This is a genomic window from Marinomonas foliarum (assembly GCF_016906065.1).
In the GTDB taxonomy this organism is placed as follows: Bacteria; Pseudomonadota; Gammaproteobacteria; order Pseudomonadales; family Marinomonadaceae; genus Marinomonas; species Marinomonas foliarum.
The window spans coordinates 3,684,237-3,703,254 of record NZ_CP070273.1 but is presented as its reverse complement, the minus strand read 5'-3'; the positions used below and the strand labels follow the sequence as shown (position 1 = coordinate 3,703,254).

18 protein-coding genes are annotated in these 19,018 nt (G+C 43.6%); 4 read left to right on the top strand and 14 right to left on the bottom strand.

Annotation, left to right across the window (positions count from 1 at the left end; translation table 11 throughout):
- Positions 1-8: 8 nt before the first annotated feature.
- The 6 genes from hflX to tsaE all read right to left on the bottom strand — a co-directional run bounded on the left by hflX (position 9) and on the right by tsaE (position 6,482).
- Entirely contained in the window at positions 9-1,298 is a 1,290-nt protein-coding gene (gene hflX, locus JSY38_RS17100; RefSeq protein WP_114411122.1) for a ribosome rescue GTPase HflX, read from the bottom strand.
- Between the two features lie 35 nt (positions 1,299-1,333).
- Entirely contained in the window at positions 1,334-1,579 is a 246-nt protein-coding gene (hfq, locus tag JSY38_RS17095) for an RNA chaperone Hfq (RefSeq protein WP_012070321.1), read from the bottom strand.
- Positions 1,580-1,668: 89 nt separating this feature from the next.
- A complete protein-coding gene (gene miaA, locus JSY38_RS17090) occupies positions 1,669-2,601 on the bottom strand; it encodes a tRNA (adenosine(37)-N6)-dimethylallyltransferase MiaA (protein ID WP_114411123.1) in 933 nt (310 codons plus the stop codon).
- Between the two features lies 1 nt (position 2,602).
- Positions 2,603-4,534 carry a DNA mismatch repair endonuclease MutL gene (mutL, locus tag JSY38_RS17085; protein WP_114411124.1) on the bottom strand — a complete coding sequence of 644 codons (1,932 nt, stop codon included), beginning with the start codon at positions 4,532-4,534 and terminating at the stop codon, positions 2,603-2,605.
- A gap of 62 nt (positions 4,535-4,596) precedes the next feature.
- Positions 4,597-5,925 carry an N-acetylmuramoyl-L-alanine amidase gene (locus JSY38_RS17080; protein WP_205114351.1) on the bottom strand — a complete coding sequence of 443 codons (1,329 nt, stop codon included), beginning with the start codon at positions 5,923-5,925 and terminating at the stop codon, positions 4,597-4,599.
- 86 nt (positions 5,926-6,011) lie between these two features.
- Positions 6,012-6,482, bottom strand: coding sequence for a tRNA (adenosine(37)-N6)-threonylcarbamoyltransferase complex ATPase subunit type 1 TsaE (gene tsaE, locus JSY38_RS17075; protein WP_205116933.1), 471 nt, complete (start codon positions 6,480-6,482; stop codon positions 6,012-6,014).
- Between the two features lie 161 nt (positions 6,483-6,643).
- Here tsaE and JSY38_RS17070 point away from each other — a divergent pair, with 161 nt between their 5' ends.
- Entirely contained in the window at positions 6,644-7,393 is a 750-nt protein-coding gene (locus tag JSY38_RS17070; RefSeq protein ID WP_205114349.1) for a sulfite exporter TauE/SafE family protein, read from the top strand.
- 57 nt (positions 7,394-7,450) lie between these two features.
- Here the strand turns inward: JSY38_RS17070 and orn are convergent, their stop codons facing one another.
- Positions 7,451-8,008 (bottom strand): oligoribonuclease, encoded by a 558-nt coding sequence (orn, locus tag JSY38_RS17065; RefSeq protein WP_114411128.1) that lies wholly within the window; start codon positions 8,006-8,008, stop codon positions 7,451-7,453.
- Between the two features lie 74 nt (positions 8,009-8,082).
- On the opposite strand from orn, the gene rsgA reads away from it, so the two are divergent.
- On the top strand, positions 8,083-9,117 hold the full coding sequence (gene rsgA, locus JSY38_RS17060; protein WP_205114347.1) for a small ribosomal subunit biogenesis GTPase RsgA: 1,035 nt from the start codon (positions 8,083-8,085) through the stop codon (positions 9,115-9,117).
- Here the strand turns inward: rsgA and JSY38_RS17055 are convergent.
- Together JSY38_RS17055 and motA are read right to left on the bottom strand one after the other, a co-directional pair.
- Entirely contained in the window at positions 9,114-10,019 is a 906-nt protein-coding gene (locus JSY38_RS17055; RefSeq protein WP_205114345.1) for a flagellar motor protein MotB, read from the bottom strand. The two genes, rsgA and JSY38_RS17055, sit on opposite strands and share 4 nt — an antisense overlap.
- 33 nt (positions 10,020-10,052) lie before the next feature.
- Positions 10,053-10,907 (bottom strand): flagellar motor stator protein MotA, encoded by an 855-nt coding sequence (gene motA / locus JSY38_RS17050; protein WP_114411131.1) that lies wholly within the window; start codon positions 10,905-10,907, stop codon positions 10,053-10,055.
- A 122-nt stretch (positions 10,908-11,029) separates the two neighbouring features.
- Between motA and JSY38_RS17045 the strand changes: the two genes are divergently transcribed.
- The gene (locus tag JSY38_RS17045; RefSeq protein WP_205114343.1) at positions 11,030-12,514 is read left to right on the top strand and encodes an HDOD domain-containing protein; all 1,485 of its coding nucleotides are present in this window, start codon (positions 11,030-11,032) and stop codon (positions 12,512-12,514) included.
- Positions 12,515-12,550: 36 nt separating this feature from the next.
- On the top strand, positions 12,551-13,414 hold the full coding sequence (gene asd / locus JSY38_RS17040) for an archaetidylserine decarboxylase (RefSeq protein WP_114411133.1): 864 nt from the start codon (positions 12,551-12,553) through the stop codon (positions 13,412-13,414).
- Between the two features lie 64 nt (positions 13,415-13,478).
- On the opposite strand, the gene JSY38_RS17035 is transcribed toward asd, so the two are convergent.
- The 5 genes from JSY38_RS17035 to tgt all read right to left on the bottom strand — a co-directional run bounded on the left by JSY38_RS17035 (position 13,479) and on the right by tgt (position 18,987).
- A complete protein-coding gene (locus JSY38_RS17035) occupies positions 13,479-14,468 on the bottom strand; it encodes a serine hydrolase domain-containing protein (RefSeq protein WP_114411134.1) in 990 nt (329 codons plus the stop codon).
- Between the two features lie 148 nt (positions 14,469-14,616).
- Positions 14,617-15,531: a protein translocase subunit SecF gene (gene secF / locus JSY38_RS17030; RefSeq protein ID WP_205114341.1), complete on the bottom strand. Its 915-nt coding sequence runs from the start codon at positions 15,529-15,531 to the stop codon at positions 14,617-14,619.
- A 9-nt stretch (positions 15,532-15,540) separates the two neighbouring features.
- Positions 15,541-17,391, bottom strand: coding sequence for a protein translocase subunit SecD (secD, locus tag JSY38_RS17025; protein ID WP_114411136.1), 1,851 nt, complete (start codon positions 17,389-17,391; stop codon positions 15,541-15,543).
- Positions 17,392-17,469: 78 nt separating this feature from the next.
- The gene (yajC, locus tag JSY38_RS17020; protein ID WP_110571877.1) at positions 17,470-17,796 is read right to left on the bottom strand and encodes a preprotein translocase subunit YajC; all 327 of its coding nucleotides are present in this window, start codon (positions 17,794-17,796) and stop codon (positions 17,470-17,472) included.
- Positions 17,797-17,868: 72 nt separating this feature from the next.
- A complete protein-coding gene (gene tgt / locus JSY38_RS17015) occupies positions 17,869-18,987 on the bottom strand; it encodes a tRNA guanosine(34) transglycosylase Tgt (RefSeq protein WP_205116925.1) in 1,119 nt (372 codons plus the stop codon).
- Between the last annotated feature and the right edge of the window lie 31 nt (positions 18,988-19,018).

The following is a 19,018-nucleotide window of genomic DNA, read 5'->3' as shown; positions in this document are numbered from 1 at the left end:
CTGACAGCTTACACAGCTTCAATCTGATCCTCAGACATGCCAGCGCGAGCCAAAATTTGTAAATAATCTTTTTTAGGCAACTTAACATCAAGGACAAATCGGCCCGCCTCATCAAAGCGCTCCGACTTAACCGCCCCATGCTCGAACAACATAGCCCTTAATCGACCATATTTGCTCGACAAGTAAAGAGTTTCATTAAAAACATCTTCCGCTAACAGCTCTGCAATTGCCTGCTTAAGCAAATCAATACCTTGACCATCACGAGCAGACAACCAAACTCTCAAAGGGTTCCCGTCTGGGTCACGATCTATTCGAGGCTCTGCTGTTGGCAAAGCATCTATTTTATTAAATACCTTAAGCGTCGGCACTTCATTGGCACCAATCTCTTCTAGCACAGAATCCACATGCTTCATATTCTCGTCGCGAGAAATGTCAGATGCGTCGACAACATGCAATAACAAATCAGCCTCTGAAGACTCTTTCAATGTCGCCTGAAACGCCTTGATCAGCCTATGCGGCAATTGGCGAATAAAGCCCACTGTATCAGCTAAGACAATCGAGCCGATTTGCTCAATATCCAAACGTCGCAATGTCGGATCCAATGTAGCAAAAAGCTGGTCAGCGGCATAAACATCAGAGCCAGTCGCTCGATTGAACAATGTCGACTTCCCTGCGTTAGTGTAACCAACAATAGATACAGTTGGGACTGAAGATCTATCACGGGATCGACGGTTTTGATCTCGCTGAGAACCCACTTTCGCCAATCTCTTTTGAATCGCTTTAATACGCTCTCTAAGTAATCGGCGGTCAGTCTCAAGCTGAGTCTCACCTGGCCCACGCATACCTATACCGCCCTTCTGGCGCTCTAAGTGCGTCCAACCTCGAATAAGACGAGTAGACATGTGCTGCAACTGCGCCAATTCAACCTGCAATTTACCCTCATGGGTACGTGCACGCTGCGCAAATATATCAAGTATAAGCCCTGTACGATCAAGCACACGACACTGCAATACACTTTCTAGGTTACGTTCTTGGGAAGGAGACAAAGCATGATCGAAAAGGACCACTTGAGCCTCTTCTCGATCAACAATGTCTTTTATTTCTGCTAGTTTACCGGTACCGATAAAATACCGGGCATCAGGACGCTGACGCGACCCCGAGACTACAGCAACAGGATCTGCGCCAGCAGAAATAGCAAGTTCAACAAACTCTTCTGGTCCATAAGACTCATTTTGATCATGAAAATCTATATGAACCAATACAGCTATTTCACCACTATCTGGACGTTCAAAAAACAATCTAATATTCCTCTGTTCGCCTTATTACAGACAAACTATTCAGCGTCATCTTCCGGCTGATCAGGAGACGGGATGCGGATAGTACGGGAAGGTACCACCGTAGAAATGGCATGTTTATAAACCATTTGGCTAACAGTGTTTTTTAATAGAATCACAAACTGATCGAATGATTCGATTTGACCTTGAAGCTTAATTCCATTTACAAGAAAGATAGATACTGGCACTCTTTCTTTACGTAGAATATTTAGATAAGGGTCTTGTAATGATTGCCCTTTTGACATTGTGATCTCCTTAAACAAGCAAAAAATATTAAATTAAATATTGATAAAACAATACTGTAGATACTACACCAATTTTTTATCTATTTCCCCTATATAATCCTGCTTTCTATGTAATTCAAGGCTTCCGGCACAAGATCTTTCGACAAACTATCGAAAATCATCAGATCCTCCCATCCCCTTAACCAAGTAAGCTGCCTTTTTGCCAACTGACGAGAAGCAACTACCCCTTTAAAGATAGCATCATCTAGCAAATCAGCACCGTCTAAATATTGCCACAACTGCCGGTAGCCAACACAACGCATAGAAGGCATATCGGCAGACAAATCACCACGATGATAAAGCCCCTCAACTTCAGCCAAAAAACCTTGATCCATCATGTCATAAAAGCGTTGCTCTATTCGCTCATGCAACACGCTTCGCTCTTTAGGCATTACTGCCATATTAATCATATCAAACGGCAAGGACACAGCTTCTTGCTGCGCCCAAAACTGAGTCATGGTTTTACCAGTTAAACGATATACCTCAATAGCACGCTGCAATCTCTGTGGGTCGTTGGGATGAATGCGAGAAGCCGCTTCTGGATCAAACGCCTGCAACTCTTCATGTAGAGCTTCCCAGCCTTTTTCAGCCGCCTCCACTTCAATCTGAGCTCGCAGTTCAGCATCTGCCTGCGGCATTTCTGCCAAACCTTTTTGCAGCGCATTGAAATACATCATAGTGCCACCAACCAAAAGTGGCGTTTTACCTTTCGCTATAATTTCTCGCGATTGCTCAACCGCATCCAAAACGAAGTCGGCTGCCGAATAGGACTCAAGCGGATCAATAATATCAATTAGCCTATGGGGAGCCCTTGCAAGTAACGCTGCATCTGGCTTGGCCGTACCAATATCCATTCCTTTATAAACAAGAGCAGAGTCCACACTGATGATTTCAAAATCATGATGTTCAGCCAACTCAACAGCCAATCCCGTTTTTCCAGAAGCCGTTGGCCCCATTAAACAAACAACGTGCGGCTTTGTCATATTAACGCCCCCTCAAGAAAAGTTTATCCAAATCAGACATGGTCAAATGCGCCCAAGTTGGTCGGCCATGGTTACACTGCCCGCTTCGTTCAGTCACTTCCATATCCCGAAGAAGGCTGTTCATTTCAGCAATAGTCAACTTACGGTTTGCTCGCACCGCGCCATGACAAGCCATTGACGCCATCAACTCATTCGCCCTAGATTCCATTAGGTCAGATACACCATTGATCGATAAATCACTTATTACGTCACGAACCAACCCTTCAACATCCCCTCGAATCAGTATAATAGGAACTTCTCGAACCATGACACTTTCTAAGCCAGTTCTTTCTACACGAAAGCCAAAAGACCCAAAAACATCACCACTCTCTTCCACCAGATCCGCTTCACTTTGCGATACAGAAACATTAATTGGCACCAATAATGGCTGCGATGATATGTTCTTTTGATAAAACGCTGTTTTCATACGCTCATAAACAATTCGCTCATGCGCCGCATGCATATCCACCAAAATTAACCCTTGCTCACTCTCAGAGAGAATATAGACACCATGCAACTGGGCAACCGCGAAGCCTAACGGTGGTACAGCCTGATAATCACCTTCTGATCTAACAAATGGATCGTCAAATTGCCCCAGAGAGCTTGGCGGAGTAATTTCTCGCACCTCTCCTGTTTCAGGGTCAACCTCCTCAGTTTTAGAGACATACTCCTGTGCATAACCAGACAGTCGACGCAAACCATCAAGCTGACCACGCACCTCTGAAGCCCCCAAAGAGCTCGTTGGAGAATTAGATTGCATCCACTCCATACCAGAAGCTGCAGGACGATTCGATAGCTGCAAAGCAGATTGCTCTGTAATACTTGAACTGTAAGAAGAAGGCTCACTGGCAGTAGAGTCTTGCATGCCTGTTGGCGCCCCATCAGATTCAGGACGCACATCAGCAATCGCTTTATGAATACGACTAAACAAGAAATCATGCACCAAACGCCCATCGCGAAACCGCACTTCATGCTTGGTTGGATGAACATTTACGTCCACAGTAGAAGGATCTAACTCAAGATACAAAACAAACGTAGGATGACGACCATTATACAAAACATCACGATAAGCCTGACGAACAGCGTGAGCGACCAATTTATCTTTAACCACTCGACCATTTACAAAGAAATATTGCAGATCCGCCTGAGAACGAGAAAATGTCGGCAGACCAATCCAGCCCCACAAGCGCAAGCCAGCCGCTTCAACATCCAGCGTTAATGAGTTTTCAATGAATTTTTTACCCAACAAGGTTGCCAGCCTGTGCTCAGCATGAAGCTGATCTGTCACGGGGCGAAGATCGTATACCTGTTTGCCGTTATGACTTAGACGAAAACCTGTTTCATAGCGACTAAGCGCCAACCGCTTCACCACTTCTTCTAGGTGAGCAAACTCGGTTTTTTCAGTACGAAGGAACTTACGACGAGCAGGCGTATTAAAAAACAAATCACGCACATCGATAGTCGTCCCCTGAGGATGGGAAGCAGGACGAATCGCCGTCGCCATATCCTTGCCTTCCGCCTCTACTCGCCAAGCTTCATTTTCGCTTTCTGCTTGAGATGTAAGATGCATTCTCGACACAGAGCTAATACTGGCCAATGCTTCACCACGAAAACCTAGCGTACACACAGCTTCTAGGTCATCTAAAGTAATTATTTTGCTTGTTGCATGTCGACTTAACGCCAAAGACAAATCATCTTTCATGATACCCGTGCCGTTATCACGGATCTTTATACGCCTAACGCCCCCTTGCTCAACATCGATATCAAGCTGAGACGCACCAGCATCAAGACTATTCTCAAGCAACTCTTTCACAACGGAGGCTGGTCGTTCAACCACCTCACCCGCTGCAATTTGGTTAGCTAAACGTGGAGATAAAAGATTAATTCTTTGCATGAACGACCTTTGATTTCTGAGCCCTTTAGTTCATAAACACAAGAGCATAAGACTATTAGATTTTAGCCGGCAGGAATGACAAGCTTCTGACCAATCCAAATAACATCATTATTCAAATTATTTGCTTGTCTTAAAATAGGTAAAGACACCTGATTACGCCTGGCAATTTCAGACAAAGTATCACCTTTACTAACGGTGTACACATAATCAGAATGTTTCTTTTGCTTCCAAGCCACTAAGGTTCCATCTGGCGCATTCTTAGTAAAGTATTCAATGACACCCTTAGAAATAGAGGCTGCCAGCTTTACTCGATACGTTCTACTCGATAAATTTTTTGCTTCTGTCTTGTTTGATACAAACCCGGTTTCAATAAGTATTGACGGAATATCTGGTGATTTCAGCACAACAAAGCCTGCCTGCTGCACACTGCCTTTATGTAAGACAGCCACATTTTTCATCTCCCCCAAAACACTTTCGCCGATGTTCAGACTCATCTGAATTGTCGAATTCATCGACATATCTAACAAAACCTCAGCAAGTAACTGATCTTTGTCATCTAAAGAAATGCCGCCAACCAAATCTGCGGAGTTTTCTTGTTGCGCCAGCCAGCGACCCATTTCAGAACTTTTACCACTTAATGACAGAGCCCACACCGAAGCCCCGCGAGCACTCGATTTTGTAAAAGCATCCGCATGCACGGAAATCATCAAATCTGCATTGGCTTCACGCGCTACACGAGAACGGTCACGCAATTGAAGATAGGTATCAGTTGATCGAGTCAACACCGCTTTAAAACCATCTACAGCATTAATTCGACTAGCCAATTCCTTACTAATCGACAGCACTATATCTTTTTCACGAACTCTGTATTGCCCCAAAGCACCAGGATCTTTGCCGCCATGACCTGGGTCGATCGCAATAACGATATCACGCTTTTCTTTGGACAAGTTTGCTAAGCTTTTTACAACTGTTACAGGCTTGCTGACGCCATACTCAAGCTCAACCAATATTCTCGGGCCATAAGTCCCATTTGCAGCCAAGACAGTACTCTTCGCTTTTGCCTTTTGAGCCAAATCCAACACGAAGCGAACACCATTGTCTCGCTTAGCGTAACGAACTCGCATCAAAACGTCCGAAGATAAAGCTGATAAGCCATTTACTACGGACGTACTCAAGTCAACATTACTCACATCGAGCACAATGCGCTCAGGGTTTGAGAGAGGAAAAATACGATGCTCAGACGCATCAGAAAGCTCAAAAACCAAACGTGTTACGCCCTCTTGTTGAGCGACACGTATATCTCTAACTTCTGCCGCAAAAGCATTCGTGGCAACCAAAGAGACAATAAAAGAGAAAAAAACAAATAAATAAGTATGAAATTTAGTATGCATATCAGACAGCTAGCTAGTATATCTGACACACTATAACTGCTGATTACATGGATCTCAATCTTACTTAGAGTAAAGACATCTATACATCAAGACGTTATGACCTTTTGCAGCCCATTTATAGCCACCAAACCTTTTTCAGTAATACCTTCTATCACCACATGGCGACCCTGACGAATTAAACTTAATGAAACAATCAAATCCGCCTCAGGCAAAATACCTCGCCCCATTTCAGCCCACTCAATCAGGCACAAACTGCCGTCCGAGAAATAGTCACGAATCCCTATAAATTCAAGCTCTTCAGCATCTGAAACGCGATAAAGGTCAAAATGAAATGCTTCAAGGCCGGATAATTCATAGGGTTCAACAATCGTGTAAGTAGGACTTTTAACTGGCCCCAAATGACCTAAGCCTCGCAACATACCTCTAACAAGCGTGGTTTTACCCATACCAAGGTCTCCCTCTAGGTAAACAACCGCGCCCGCCTTCAAAGCCGACGACACAATAGCACCTAGACTTTCCATCGACTCTTCACCGTAAACATCTTTCTCTATTTGCATCACTTACCAATCCCTCTCTACTCAAAAAGAGCAAACACCAATCACATGGCTCATTAATTTCTGACAATTCTAATACAGAAGCCTTTTGAAACAAGTGGCAATCCCCCATAATCAATATGCATTTTTACCGCTCACCACAAACATCTAACCAGAGGACACTTATGGATTGGCTGCTTATGTCACTCATTGCCATTGCCGTATTTATTACTGGCATTTCTAAAGGTGGTTTCTCTGGCGCTTTCGGCATACTTGCTGTACCGCTTATTTCACTCCAAACCTCCCCTACTCTGGCCGCCGCCATAATGCTCCCTATACTATGTATCATGGACATTTTCACTGTGCAGAAGTTTTGGAAGAAGTGGAACACAGAGCAACTAATCAAATGCATACCTGCCGCCATCATCGGAGTAGTCATTGGCGGCTTAACAGCATCGTGGTTTTCTGCTGAATGGTTAAAAATCATGGTAGGCGTTATTGCTGTTGGCTTCACACTAAACTCATGGCCCAAAAAAAAACGCACAACAGAACGACAACCGCTGAATTCGTTCATAGGAAAACTTTGGTGCACCCTTGGCGGTTTCACCAGCTTTATAGCTCACGCTGGCGGACCGCCTATGAGCGTCTATCTACTAAGAGCAAACCTAGACAAAACACAATACGTGGCTACAGCAGCCGTCATCTTCACAGCAATAAACTACGTAAAACTCATTCCATACGGCATGCTTGGACAACTCAACAGCACCAACATCCTGTTATCACTTTGCTTTACACCCGTTGCGTTTATTGGCGTCCAGCTTGGCGCATGGCTGCATTACAAACTATCCACGGCCGTATTTTTCAAATTCATGTACGGCTTTCTTTTCCTAACAGGAATCAAACTAATATGGGATGGTGTGACAGGACTGAGTTAGTGGACACAGAACCCACCAACTCATAACAAGAACAGGTTAGATTAGCGGCATGTGCTATTAAGATTTATCGTCCATACCAAACATAGTTCGACGATAATGCTTCAATTCGCCAATAGACTCTAAAATATCGTCCATCGCCAAATGTGAGCCCGACTTAGTAAACCCTTCTAGCGCCTCTGGCTTCCAACGTCGTGCCAACTCTTTAATTGTACTAACATCCAAATAACGATAATGAAAAAATGCTTCCAAATTAGGCATGTAACGGTACAAGAAGCGACGATCTTGCCCAACACTATTACCACATATTGGTGATTTACCCGCTGGCACATATTGAGCTAGAAACTTGATCGTTTCTTCCTCTGCTTGTGACATACTAATCGTTGACGACAACACTCTTGCAGTCAACCCTGAGTCACCATGATGCTGTGTGCACCACTCATCCATTGCGTCCATCACCGCTTTATCTTGATAAACAGCAAGGCTAGGGCCTTTTGCCAAAACATTCAGATGCTTATCGGTGACAACGGTTGCAATCTCAATAATAGTATCCGTTTCTGGGTCCAATCCGGTCATTTCAAGATCGATCCACACTAAATTCTCTTCATTTAAGCTCATAATCTTCCAAGTCCTTTATTATCAATGCCAAGCATTATACTCTATGCGCCTTACTTTATGACCAGACGAATCTAATGTCGAAGCGAAAACTTACTAAACAACAAACTTGGCGAATCGAAAAAATCCACAAAGAGCGCGTTGAACGCACTCAAAAAAGAGGGGATGTCGCCGAGGAACTTCTTCAGTCATCCGACCTTGGGGCTGAAACAGAAGGCATCATTATTTCTCACTTCGGTACACAAGTAGAAGTGGAAGGTACTCAAGAGCCTTTTATTGGCGCATCTACTCGCTGTAATTTACGTGCCAATCTAGGCCAATTGGTGACAGGCGATAAAGTTATATGGCGTCCAAAACAAAATGAAGGCGGAGTCGTTGTTGCAACCACTCCAAGACACACTTCTTTATCTCGTCCTGACATGCATGGCAGAATAAAACCTGTCGCAGCAAACATAGATCACATCATTGTTGTTATTGCTGCTGAGCCTGTTGCTCACGCCAATTTAATTGATCGCTACCTAGTTGCCGCAGAAACCGTTGGCATCCCGCCAGTCATCCTGCTTAACAAATGCGATTTAATAGACGAAAAAAACAAAGAAGATCTAGACAAGCTCCTTAAAACCTATGAAGACCTAAATTACAACATCATCAGAACCTCGATCAAAAACCAAGCAGGCATGGAGTCTCTGTATGACTTTCTGCAAGATAAAACGAGCGTTTTTGTTGGGCAATCAGGCGTAGGTAAATCATCTCTTATAGGCACTCTACTTCCTGACATAGACATCAGCGTTGGCGAGCTCTCCCAGAAACGAAAAAAAGGCGTACATACCACTACCACAGCCCGACTATTCCACATGCCAAAAGGCGGGGACCTCATTGACTCTCCAGGAATACGCGAGTTTGGCTTATGGCACATTTCAGAAGACGAGTTGCTCAACGGCTTTATCGAATTTCGACCACATATCGGCTATTGTCGCTTCCGCGACTGCGCTCATGAGAAAGAACCAGGTTGTGCGATCCTTGAAGCCTTAGAAAAAGGTGAAATAACAGAACACCGCTTCCAAAGCTTCTTAAGAATTAAGCACTCGATACGTGAAAACCAGGCATTTTAAAAAACGGCCTCAGGCGTAAGATTCTCAATAGATTGCTGGGCTGCATCACCGAAATTACGGCGATTCTGATCCAGCAATTTCTTATAAGCATCATCCGTTAACAAGGTAATACTAATGCGCCTATTCTCTGCACTATCGGTATCAAAACGATTGTAAGGAATCGAATCAGACAAGCCTATCACTTGAGCAATACGCTTATCTGCCACACCGCCCTCTTCTAAAATTCGACGAGCAGCATTGGCCCTTAATGCTGACAAGTCCCAATTATCCAAGCGTCCACCACTAAATTTCGACGAATCCGTGTGACCAGTAATAACAATAGGATTAGTAACCTTATTAAAAATCGGCGACATAGTTAGAAGGGTATTTTCTATGTCTGGCATCATGCGAGCACTGCCGCGCTCAAACATAGGCTTATCTGGATCGTCCAACAATGTAATGCGTACACCAAGAGGCGTGATCTCGATGCGCATATTTTGCTGCTGGGAAAGCAGAACATTCATTTTCCCAACTTCCTCTTGCAACATATCATTGATGCTCTTTGACTCCGACGACTCAGGCCCATTACCCAAACGATCATCCCGAGAAGGCACATCGACACTACCAGGATCAGGCAACTGCAAATCTAATTTCTTTTCAGCACTTTTTGCAGGGCTTCCACCTAAATCAATAGGACTGGCACTAAAGCCAGCTGTTGACGGCCCCATTGGATCTTGAAAGTATCCTTCAATACTTTTTAGCTCCTCTGGAGAAGCCACACTCATAATCCATAAAACTAAAAAAAACGCCATCATTGCTAAAGCGAAATCCGCCAAGGCTATCTTCCAAGCACCGCCATGATGACCACCTTTCTTGATTTTTTTGACTCGACGAATAACTAAGCCATTGGTACCTATAGCCATTGCTCACACCTCATCTTCTTACGCTTTTCCATACTAGCGATACTGCTTAAGACCATCAGACAACTCAATAAAGCTAGGACGCATTTCAGGTGGAAGTAACTTACGGCCAGTCTCGACCGCTACTGGCGGAGCATAACCAGACACAATCGAATTCAAACAGGCTTTTATACACAGATACGCTTTTAACTCGTGGGTTCCCAAGCTCTCTAAATGTGAAGCGGCAGGCCCCACAAACCCATAACCAAAGAAGATACCTAAAAATGTCCCTACCAGCGCAGCCGCAACGTGAGCGCCAATTTCTTCAAGCGGCCCACCTATTGATCCCATGGTGATAACGATCCCCAATACGGCCGCCACAATACCAAAACCTGGCAATGCTTCAGCGACACGAGTCAAGGCATGACTTGGTGCAACCAATTCTTCCTGAATTTGCTCAATTTCATTATCCATAATTGCCTCTATTTCATAAGCAGGCAATCCAGTAAGCGTGAAAATACGATAATTATCCGTCAAAAAATCAACAACTTCATGATCTCGAATCACATCAGGAAAACGAGCAAACAACTCACTCGTAAAAGGCGACTCGATATCTTCTTCAACAGACAAAAAACCCTGCTGTCGGCTTTTTTGGAAAAGACAATACATCAACCCCAACAACTGAAGATAAAAAGTTTTATTGTGTCGACTCCCAGTGAACACCTGCGGCAGCATAGTAAATACTTTTTTCTGCACAATGAACGGGTTGGCAACCATAAAAGCCCCAAGGGCTGCACCACAGATTATAATCACCTCAAAAGGCTGCCATAGGGCTAACATATTCCCATGGGATGCAATATAGCCAAACACCACACTAACAATGACCACTAGCAAACCAGCTAATGCAAACATATTACCTTCCTTAATACTGACAAAGTATGCTCTCACCTCAATATACAGTATGATTAATAAGAACCGAAATATAAGAGCAACTTTTAAAAAACCACCAACATGAGCTCTCAATGTAACCAGCTATGATAGACAAGTCACCTTCTGGCCTAAATGAATGGCTACATTTTCTGAAAAACAAAAAATTTCCCGTCAAAGCGGTAAGTTTGTCTCGTCTAAAAACCCAAATAGCGAGAACAGAGGACACACTTGATGGCATGCAAGCCAATATCGCCTCTGATCCACTATTAGCCTTCGCTATACTAAACGAAGCTAATCGAATAATACCTAATAAAAACAATGAAATAAAAAATCCTTTCCATGCAGCATCAATGGTTGGGATGAGCGGCATAGGAAAAATTTTCTCAGCTTTTGCCCCATACAAGTTCTATCCGAAGAACAATCCACCGCATGTAACAGCTTTTCTTAGCGAAATACAAACCAGCTATGAAGCTGCTACTATAGCGAGACACTGGTCGATAGAGAAACTAACTAGCCACGAAGATGATATTTTTTGGATCACCTTATTTCGCGATTCAGCAAGGTGGCTTCTATGGTTTTATGCCTATCCAACAATGATGGACATTAAAAACAAACTAAGCCAAGGTGAAAAACAAAGCCAAGCAGAACTGAATGTTTTAGGCTGCCGCATAGACGAACTAACCGTTCACTTATGCTCTCATTGGAACACACCAAGCAAAGTCATCGAGTCCTTCTCAACCAAGTTCATACCGAATAAAAAAGAGCTACAAAGCCTTGCACATTTAGCTCACCACCCAGAAGAACTACCTGGCTTCACAGAAGACAAAAGACTAACAATATTAATAAACAACCCACTTATTTTTTCATACTGCGCAACCAAGGTAGCCCATGAAGCCGATTTAATAGGCTGGGATTCTAAAGATCTGCCTTTCTTCTATCGTGTTGTCGCAACGATAATGCATCGTAATGTGGGTGAAGTTATCCAAACCGCGCACCTTGCCAGTGCTGAAGCAGCTAGACTATTTAATAACGGTGGAAGACCCCCCTTAGCACAGCAATTACTAGACCCTAATTTATATACAGGCAAAAAAGCAAGAGACACCAACTCAGCCAATAAAACATCACCCATTGCAGCCCTGAAAAAGGCATTGGGCAAACACGACATCTATGATTCAAAGCAAAAAGCAAATATGGCTTTAAAAACCATTAAGCAAGCCATACCGAACACACAACACTGCATCCTCTTCAAACAATCCAAAAGCACTGTGTCGCCTATTTTCCAATATGGCTACAATATCAACACGCTTAAAGCCATAAAATGGGACGCGCCTTCTAACCTATTTAACAAACTATCAACCAAAAAGTCAGCCACACACCTTTTCGGCAAAAAGCTAGACGGAATATTAAAAGACCTGCCACACACAGCAGATCAAATAATCGATTCGAACAGCCACCTAATGCTCGCTTCTACACAAACGGCAGAGCGAGAAATGATCATTTTTTGGCTGGAAACTCGAACCGAATTTAATGAAAAAGATTTCTCAAGCCTAAAACAGATTGTGTCCCTTATAAGCCACAGTCCAATTTAAACATTTATTTAAACTTTACTTATTAGGATAATAAACGTGACTAAAGACCAACTTTTCGCATTTGCTCAACACATCACACCTCAAAAAGCATTATCAAGAGCCATTGGTAAAATCGCCGAATGCGAAAACTCATGGGTTAAAAACACTTTTATTAGCCAATTTGTAAAAAAATACCAAGTCGACATGTCGGAAGCCATCAACAGTGACGAGCTATCCTACCGCAACTTCAACGATTTCTTCACACGCGCCATTCGCCCAGAACTCCGCCCTATCTGCGAAGAAGATAACAGTATTGCCTGCCCTGCAGATGGCGCAATCAGCCAACTAGGTAACATCGAGCACGGCACACTCTTCCAAGCAAAAGGCCATCATTACAGCCTTACAAGCCTTCTTGGTGGCGACGCATCCTTATCCAATGATTTTCTTGGTGGTACTTTTGCTACCGTTTATCTTTCACCAAAAGACTATCACCGCGTTCACATGCCACTGACAGGCAAACTAACTAAAATGATCCATATTCCAGGAAAGCTCTTCTCTGTCAATAAAGTCACCGCCGAGCAAATCCCTAACGTTTTCGCTCGCAATGAACGCACCGTATGCCTATTTGAAACAGAAGCAGGCCCAATGGCTGTCATACTAGTCGGCGCCATGATTGTAGCCAGCATAGAAACCGTATGGGCAGGACAGGTCACACCATTCAATAAAAATGTCGTGACATGGGACTACAACGAACTAAGCAACATAGAGATCAAGAAAGGCGAAGAAATGGGGCGATTCAAACTAGGATCAACCGCCATCGTCTTATTCGGAAAGAATGCCATCAACTGGGAGGAATCACTCCAAGCAGAAACACCAACCAAAATGGGCATGCATTTCGGTACTGTTACTGAAAAACAATAGACATTAGAGCAAAAGCCTACCCTTCAATTGAGTAGGCTTTTAAATATGAAAAATAAAAAAAGGATTATTTCGCAGCTTGAATAATGGAAACTATATCCTGACTGACCATATCATGCAGCAAATCACGGTAACCGGTTTTGCCAGAAGGCAAATACTCATCAGAAGTGATAGCGATTGTTAAATCTAATGTTGGAAAAACATAAATCATTTGCCCACCGTAACCCCAACCGTAGTAGCCTTGCACATTAGCAAACGTCTGAATAAACCAACCATATCCATAAAGACCACGATGAAAACGAGACTCAGTCCTAGGCTGCCAACTTTCTTCTATCCATTTCTTAGAAAGAATCCGCTTACCTTTCTCAGTAACCCCACCTCTTCGATACAGCTCGCCAAATGCCAACAAAGAGGCAGGCGTCATGCCAACTTGATTTCCTCCCATTGGCACTCCTTGAGGATCTGTCTCCCAACTCTGAACCCAAACACCAGTCCCTTTAAACCACTTATTCGCTAGTTGATAAGTATTTTCGCCACTCTGGCGCATGATGATCGCAGACAAAAGGTGAGTATTTCCCGTTGAGTACTGCATATCACCACCAACCTCATCAATAAAGGGCCGCGACAGTACAGTTTGAACCCAATTATCACTTGCTACCCAACGCCCGTAATAACGCCCAGAAGTCCTCTCTAAACCCGCCTGCATTGAAAGCAAATGCGAAACCGTAATCTTTTTCAAACGTGGATCAGGGTCTTTCGGTAAAGAATCATCAAAAATAGGAGCGATAGCTTGATCGACACCATGAATAACATCACGCTCAATCGCCATACCAACGACGGCAGACATCAGAGACTTTGATGCCGACTTAATATTAGCAACCGCATCAAGATTTGCTTTGTTATATGCCTTTGCCCAAACAACATCACCTTTGTACGCGATGTGTATTGTTTTAATATTAGGAAAACCTTGGGCCGTTTTGTCCATATCACTAAAATCTAGAGCCTTAGCTTGAACACTAAAAAGCAAAATCAGTGAGCCAAGTAAAAAATAATACATAAAAAACAATTCACCCTATTATTAAATCAACACTCAATCAGAATAGAAAACCATCAGCTTACTATAAGGAAGTGACACTTACCGATTAAAGCACATAAAAAAACCTGCGCGAAGCAGGTTTTTTTATGTATCAAAAGAAGCTTAACAACTAAGGCAAGTCATCTTCCAATTCTTCTTTTGGTGCTGGCACCAAGTCTTCTCGCTTCACATCCAGCGCAAGCAATAGATTGGCTGCTACGAAAATAGAAGAATATGTACCAATCACAATCCCTACCAACAACGCCATAGAGAAATTATGAATCGCTTCACCGCCAGCAACAAACAACACCACCAACACAAATAAGGTTGTCATGGAAGTAATCAAAGTACGACCAAGCGTTTGGTTGATCGACTCATTTACCAAGTCGAAAGGCGTTGTATCGCGCATGATACGAAAATTCTCTCGAATCCGGTCACACACTACGATGGTATCGTTTAGGGAGTAACCGACAACAGCAAGTAGCGCTGCCAACACAGTTAGGTCAAATTCCACCTCAAAAAGAGAGAAGAAGCCCAGCGTGATGATCACGTCATGAATCAAAGCTGCTACAGACGCCACAGAGAACTTAAATTGGAAACGTACCGCAACGTAAATCATCACAATAGCCAAGGCAAGCAACATGCCTAGACCACCTTGCTCACGCAACTCCTCACCCACTTGCGCACCAACAAACTCAGAACGCTGAAGCGACACATTTGTCTCACCGTGATTCTGTAATGTTGATAACACTTCATCACCCAGTGTTGGGGTATAGGAATTGGCCATACGAACCACTACATCGGTTGGCGACCCAAAGTTTTGCACCACCACATCTGTATAGCCGTTCTCACCAAGCAAGGCTCGAACATCATCTAATTTAGGCGCCTCATCATAAGCCACCTCAATCAAAGTACCACCGGTAAAGTCCAAACCAAACTGCAGTCCTTTTGTTGCCAAAGAACCCAGAGAGATAAGAATCAAAACCAGCGAAAAGGCTGCTACGATTTTACGCATTGCCATAAACGGAATATTTGTCACTTTCATGGCACCCTCCTAAATATACAGTTTTTTGTTTTTACGACCGCCATACACAAGATTCACCTGTGCACGCGTTACAACAATCGCTGTAAACATCGAAGTAAGAATACCCAGTGATAAGGTCACTGCAAATCCTTTAACCGGCCCTGTTCCAACTGCAAACAAGATAACAGCAACCAACAATGTAGTGATATTGGCATCAAAAATCGTTGTAAATGCACGGTTAAATCCAGAATGTATCGCCTGCTGGTTTGGTGTTCCGTTTGCCAATTCTTCTTTTATTCGCGAGAAAATCAACACATTGGCATCCACTGCCATCCCCATCGTCAACACAATACCCGCAATACCAGGCAAGGTTAATGTTGCAGAAAGCAAGGACATGCAGGCCATCAAAAGTATGATATTAAGCGCCAAAGAAATGTTAGCAATAATACCAAACACCTTGTAGTAAACCAGCATGAACAACATCACAACCAGCAAACCAATTTGCGCTGAACTGACACCCAACTTGATGTTCTCAGCACCCAAGCTTGGTCCAATAGTACGCTCTTCAACAAAGTAAATTGGCGCTGCCAACGCACCAGCACGAAGCAGCAAAGCCAACTCAGAAGACTCACGAGGGCTGTCCAATCCAGTAATGCGGAATGAATTACCAAGCGTCGTCTGGATTGTCGCCAAAGAGATAATCCCTTTTTCACTGTAACTCCTACGCACCTCTTCCATTTTGCCGTCTTTCTCAACAAAACGGCTACGAGATTTGTGCTCAATAAACACAACCCCCATATTTCGACCGACAGCAGAGCGAGTTACTTTACTCATCTGCTTGCCACCCTTGGAATCCAGGTTAATGTTTACCTGTGGGCGACCATTTTCATCGAAAGAAGAACTCGCATCAGAAACACTATCACCCGTAATAATAAGGTCACGCTCTAAACGCGCAGTACGACCACTGCCATCACGGAACGTCAATGTTTCGATATCAGCACCTCTATCGTCTAAGCCTGCTTCCAAATGAAACTCAAGGTTAGCTGTTGCACCAATAATTCGTTTCGCTGCCGCAGTATCCTGTACACCTGGCAACTCAACCACAATACGATTACTACCCTGACGCTGTACCAAAGGCTCAGCCACACCTAGCTCGTTCACACGGTTACGTAATGTGGTTAAGTTTTGCTGCAAAGCGTAGGATTCAATTTCTTTCGTAGCCGCTTCCGTAAAACTCACATTCAGGTAAAAATCGCTGCCGTCTTGTAGAGTCGCGTAGCGATATTCAGAGAAATCACGTTTCAAAAGTGTTTCAGCCAAATCTAGATCTGATTCCTGCAAAAAGCGAATAGACAAAACACCGTCTTCAACGTCAACACTACGATAACGAATTCGATCACTGCGCAAAGCAGCTTTCATTTCACTAGAGCTCACTTCAAGTCTTTGTTTCAGCGCAGCAGGCGTATCTACCTCTAACAAGAAATGCACACCACCACGTAGGTCAAGACCCAACTTAGCAGGCCCCGCACCCAAAGAAGACAACCAATCAGGCGTTGTTGGTACCAAGTTAAGCGCAGTGACAAAGTCTTCACCCAAAGCTGCAGCCACGACAGGCTTGGCAGCAAGTTGGTCCTCACCACTATTAAAGCGCAAGGTACCGCCAGCAGAAGTAAGCTCTGCTTGTTTTAAATCTATGTTGGCTTTTGAAAGCGCATCTTTTGCTTTTTGCAACGACTGCTCATCAACAATAGCAGTACTTTTCTGGGTAGATAACTGTAGCGCTGGATCATCCGGATAAAGGTTTGGGAAGGCATAAAGTAGCCCCAAAGCCAAAACTAGAAGAATTAGCAAATACTTCCACAAGGGGTACTTGTTAAGCATGAAAAATCCTTTAAACCTAAAAAATTGAATAGATCGATAAAGAAGAAAAGCGCCGAAAAGGCGCTTTTCTAAGAAAGGTTAAATAGACTTTAACGTTCCTTTAGGTAAAACAGCTGCAACAGAAGACTTTTGGAATTTCATTTCAATGCCTTCAGCAACTTCAAGCACTACGTAGTTGTCATCTACTTTAGATACTTTACCCAATACACCACCGCCAGTTACTACCTCAGTGCCTTTCGCTAGAGATGCAATCAAGTTTTTATGCTCTTTTGCACGTTTCGCTTGTGGGCGCCACATAAGGAAGTAAAAAATAACAACGAAGCCAGCAAGAAGTACTAGGTTAAAAATACCTGCATCTGCTGGTGCGCCGCCTTCAGCGTAAGCTGGTGAGATCAATGCGATCATGGTGTTAACTCTCCAATGGTTTATGAAACTGTTGCAAACTCTTTTGTAAAGAAGTCCGCATGATTTTGTTTATTATTCACTCAAAGCGGGCGTTTCTAAGCCTCGCTTTGCATAAAACTCATCAACAAAGGCGTCAAATCTACCTTCATCGAGCGCTAGACGCAATCCCGCCATGAGTGTTTGGTAATATCGTAGGTTGTGAATCGTATTTAATTGCGCCCCTACCATTTCTTGACACTTATCTAAGTGATGTAAATAAGACCGAGAAAAGTTTTTACAAGTGTAACAATCACATTCTTTGTCTAACGGGCCAACATCATGACGATATTGAGCGTTACGAATACGAACCACACCATCTGATGTAAACAAGTGACCATTACGGGCATTACGCGTTGGCATCACACAATCAAACATGTCGACACCGCGACGCACACCTTCAACCAAATCTTCTGGCTTGCCGACACCCATCAAATAGCGCGGCTTATCAGCAGGCATTTTTGGTGTCGTGTGATCCAATACCTTCATCATTTCGTCTTTTGGCTCACCCACTGACAAGCCACCAATTGCGTAGCCATCAAAACCAATATCTACCAAGCCTTCTAACGATTCGTCTCGAAGGTTTTCATACATACTACCTTGGATAATACCAAACAACGCTGAAGGGCTATCACCGTGCTCGTCCTTTGAACGCTTAGCCCAACGTAAACTCATACGCATAGACTTCGCTGCCACTTCTGGCGTTGCCGGATACGGTGTACACTCGTCGAAAATCATTACAATATCCGAACCAAGATCACGCTGAACTTGCATGGATATTTCAGGGCTCAAGAAGACTTTCGAGCCATTAATTGGTGAACGGAAGCTAACACCTTCCTCGGTGATTTTGCGCATCTCCCCAAGAGAAAACACCTGAAAACCACCAGAATCCGTTAAAATTGGCTTCTTCCATTGAGTAAAGTCATGCAAATCGCCATGCGCCTTCACAACATCCGTTCCCGGACGTAACCAAAGATGAAAGGTATTACCCAAAATAATATCAGCACCAATTTCTTCGATATCTTTGGTTAGCATGCCTTTCACTGTACCGTAAGTACCAACAGGCATAAAAGCAGGTGTTTCAACCTTCCCACGTGGGAACGTCAAGGTAGCGCGACGCGCTTTTCCTGACGTAGTGTGAAGTTCAAAATCCATAAAACATTCTGGACGCTTATCAGACATACGT

Excerpts from the sequence above, each read along its gene's own strand:
- hfq (WP_012070321.1), bottom strand. The coding sequence starts at position 1,579 with ATGTCAAAAGGGCAATCATTACAAGACCCTTATCTAAATATTCTACGT.
- miaA (WP_114411123.1), bottom strand. The coding sequence starts at position 2,601 with ATGACAAAGCCGCACGTTGTTTGTTTAATGGGGCCAACGGCTTCTGGA.
- mutL (WP_114411124.1), bottom strand. The coding sequence starts at position 4,534 with ATGCAAAGAATTAATCTTTTATCTCCACGTTTAGCTAACCAAATTGCA.
- JSY38_RS17080 (WP_205114351.1), bottom strand. The coding sequence starts at position 5,925 with ATGCATACTAAATTTCATACTTATTTATTTGTTTTTTTCTCTTTTATT.
- tsaE (WP_205116933.1), bottom strand. The coding sequence starts at position 6,482 with ATGCAAATAGAGAAAGATGTTTACGGTGAAGAGTCGATGGAAAGTCTA.
- JSY38_RS17070 (WP_205114349.1), top strand. The coding sequence starts at position 6,644 with ATGGATTGGCTGCTTATGTCACTCATTGCCATTGCCGTATTTATTACT.
- orn (WP_114411128.1), bottom strand. The coding sequence starts at position 8,008 with ATGAGCTTAAATGAAGAGAATTTAGTGTGGATCGATCTTGAAATGACC.
- rsgA (WP_205114347.1), top strand. The coding sequence starts at position 8,083 with ATGTCGAAGCGAAAACTTACTAAACAACAAACTTGGCGAATCGAAAAA.
- JSY38_RS17055 (WP_205114345.1), bottom strand. The coding sequence starts at position 10,019 with ATGGCTATAGGTACCAATGGCTTAGTTATTCGTCGAGTCAAAAAAATC.
- motA (WP_114411131.1), bottom strand. The coding sequence starts at position 10,907 with ATGTTTGCATTAGCTGGTTTGCTAGTGGTCATTGTTAGTGTGGTGTTT.
- JSY38_RS17045 (WP_205114343.1), top strand. The coding sequence starts at position 11,030 with ATGATAGACAAGTCACCTTCTGGCCTAAATGAATGGCTACATTTTCTG.
- JSY38_RS17035 (WP_114411134.1), bottom strand. The coding sequence starts at position 14,468 with ATGTATTATTTTTTACTTGGCTCACTGATTTTGCTTTTTAGTGTTCAA.
- secF (WP_205114341.1), bottom strand. The coding sequence starts at position 15,531 with ATGAAAGTGACAAATATTCCGTTTATGGCAATGCGTAAAATCGTAGCA.
- secD (WP_114411136.1), bottom strand. The coding sequence starts at position 17,391 with ATGCTTAACAAGTACCCCTTGTGGAAGTATTTGCTAATTCTTCTAGTT.
- yajC (WP_110571877.1), bottom strand. The coding sequence starts at position 17,796 with ATGATCGCATTGATCTCACCAGCTTACGCTGAAGGCGGCGCACCAGCA.
- tgt (WP_205116925.1), bottom strand. The coding sequence starts at position 18,987 with ATGGATTTTGAACTTCACACTACGTCAGGAAAAGCGCGTCGCGCTACC.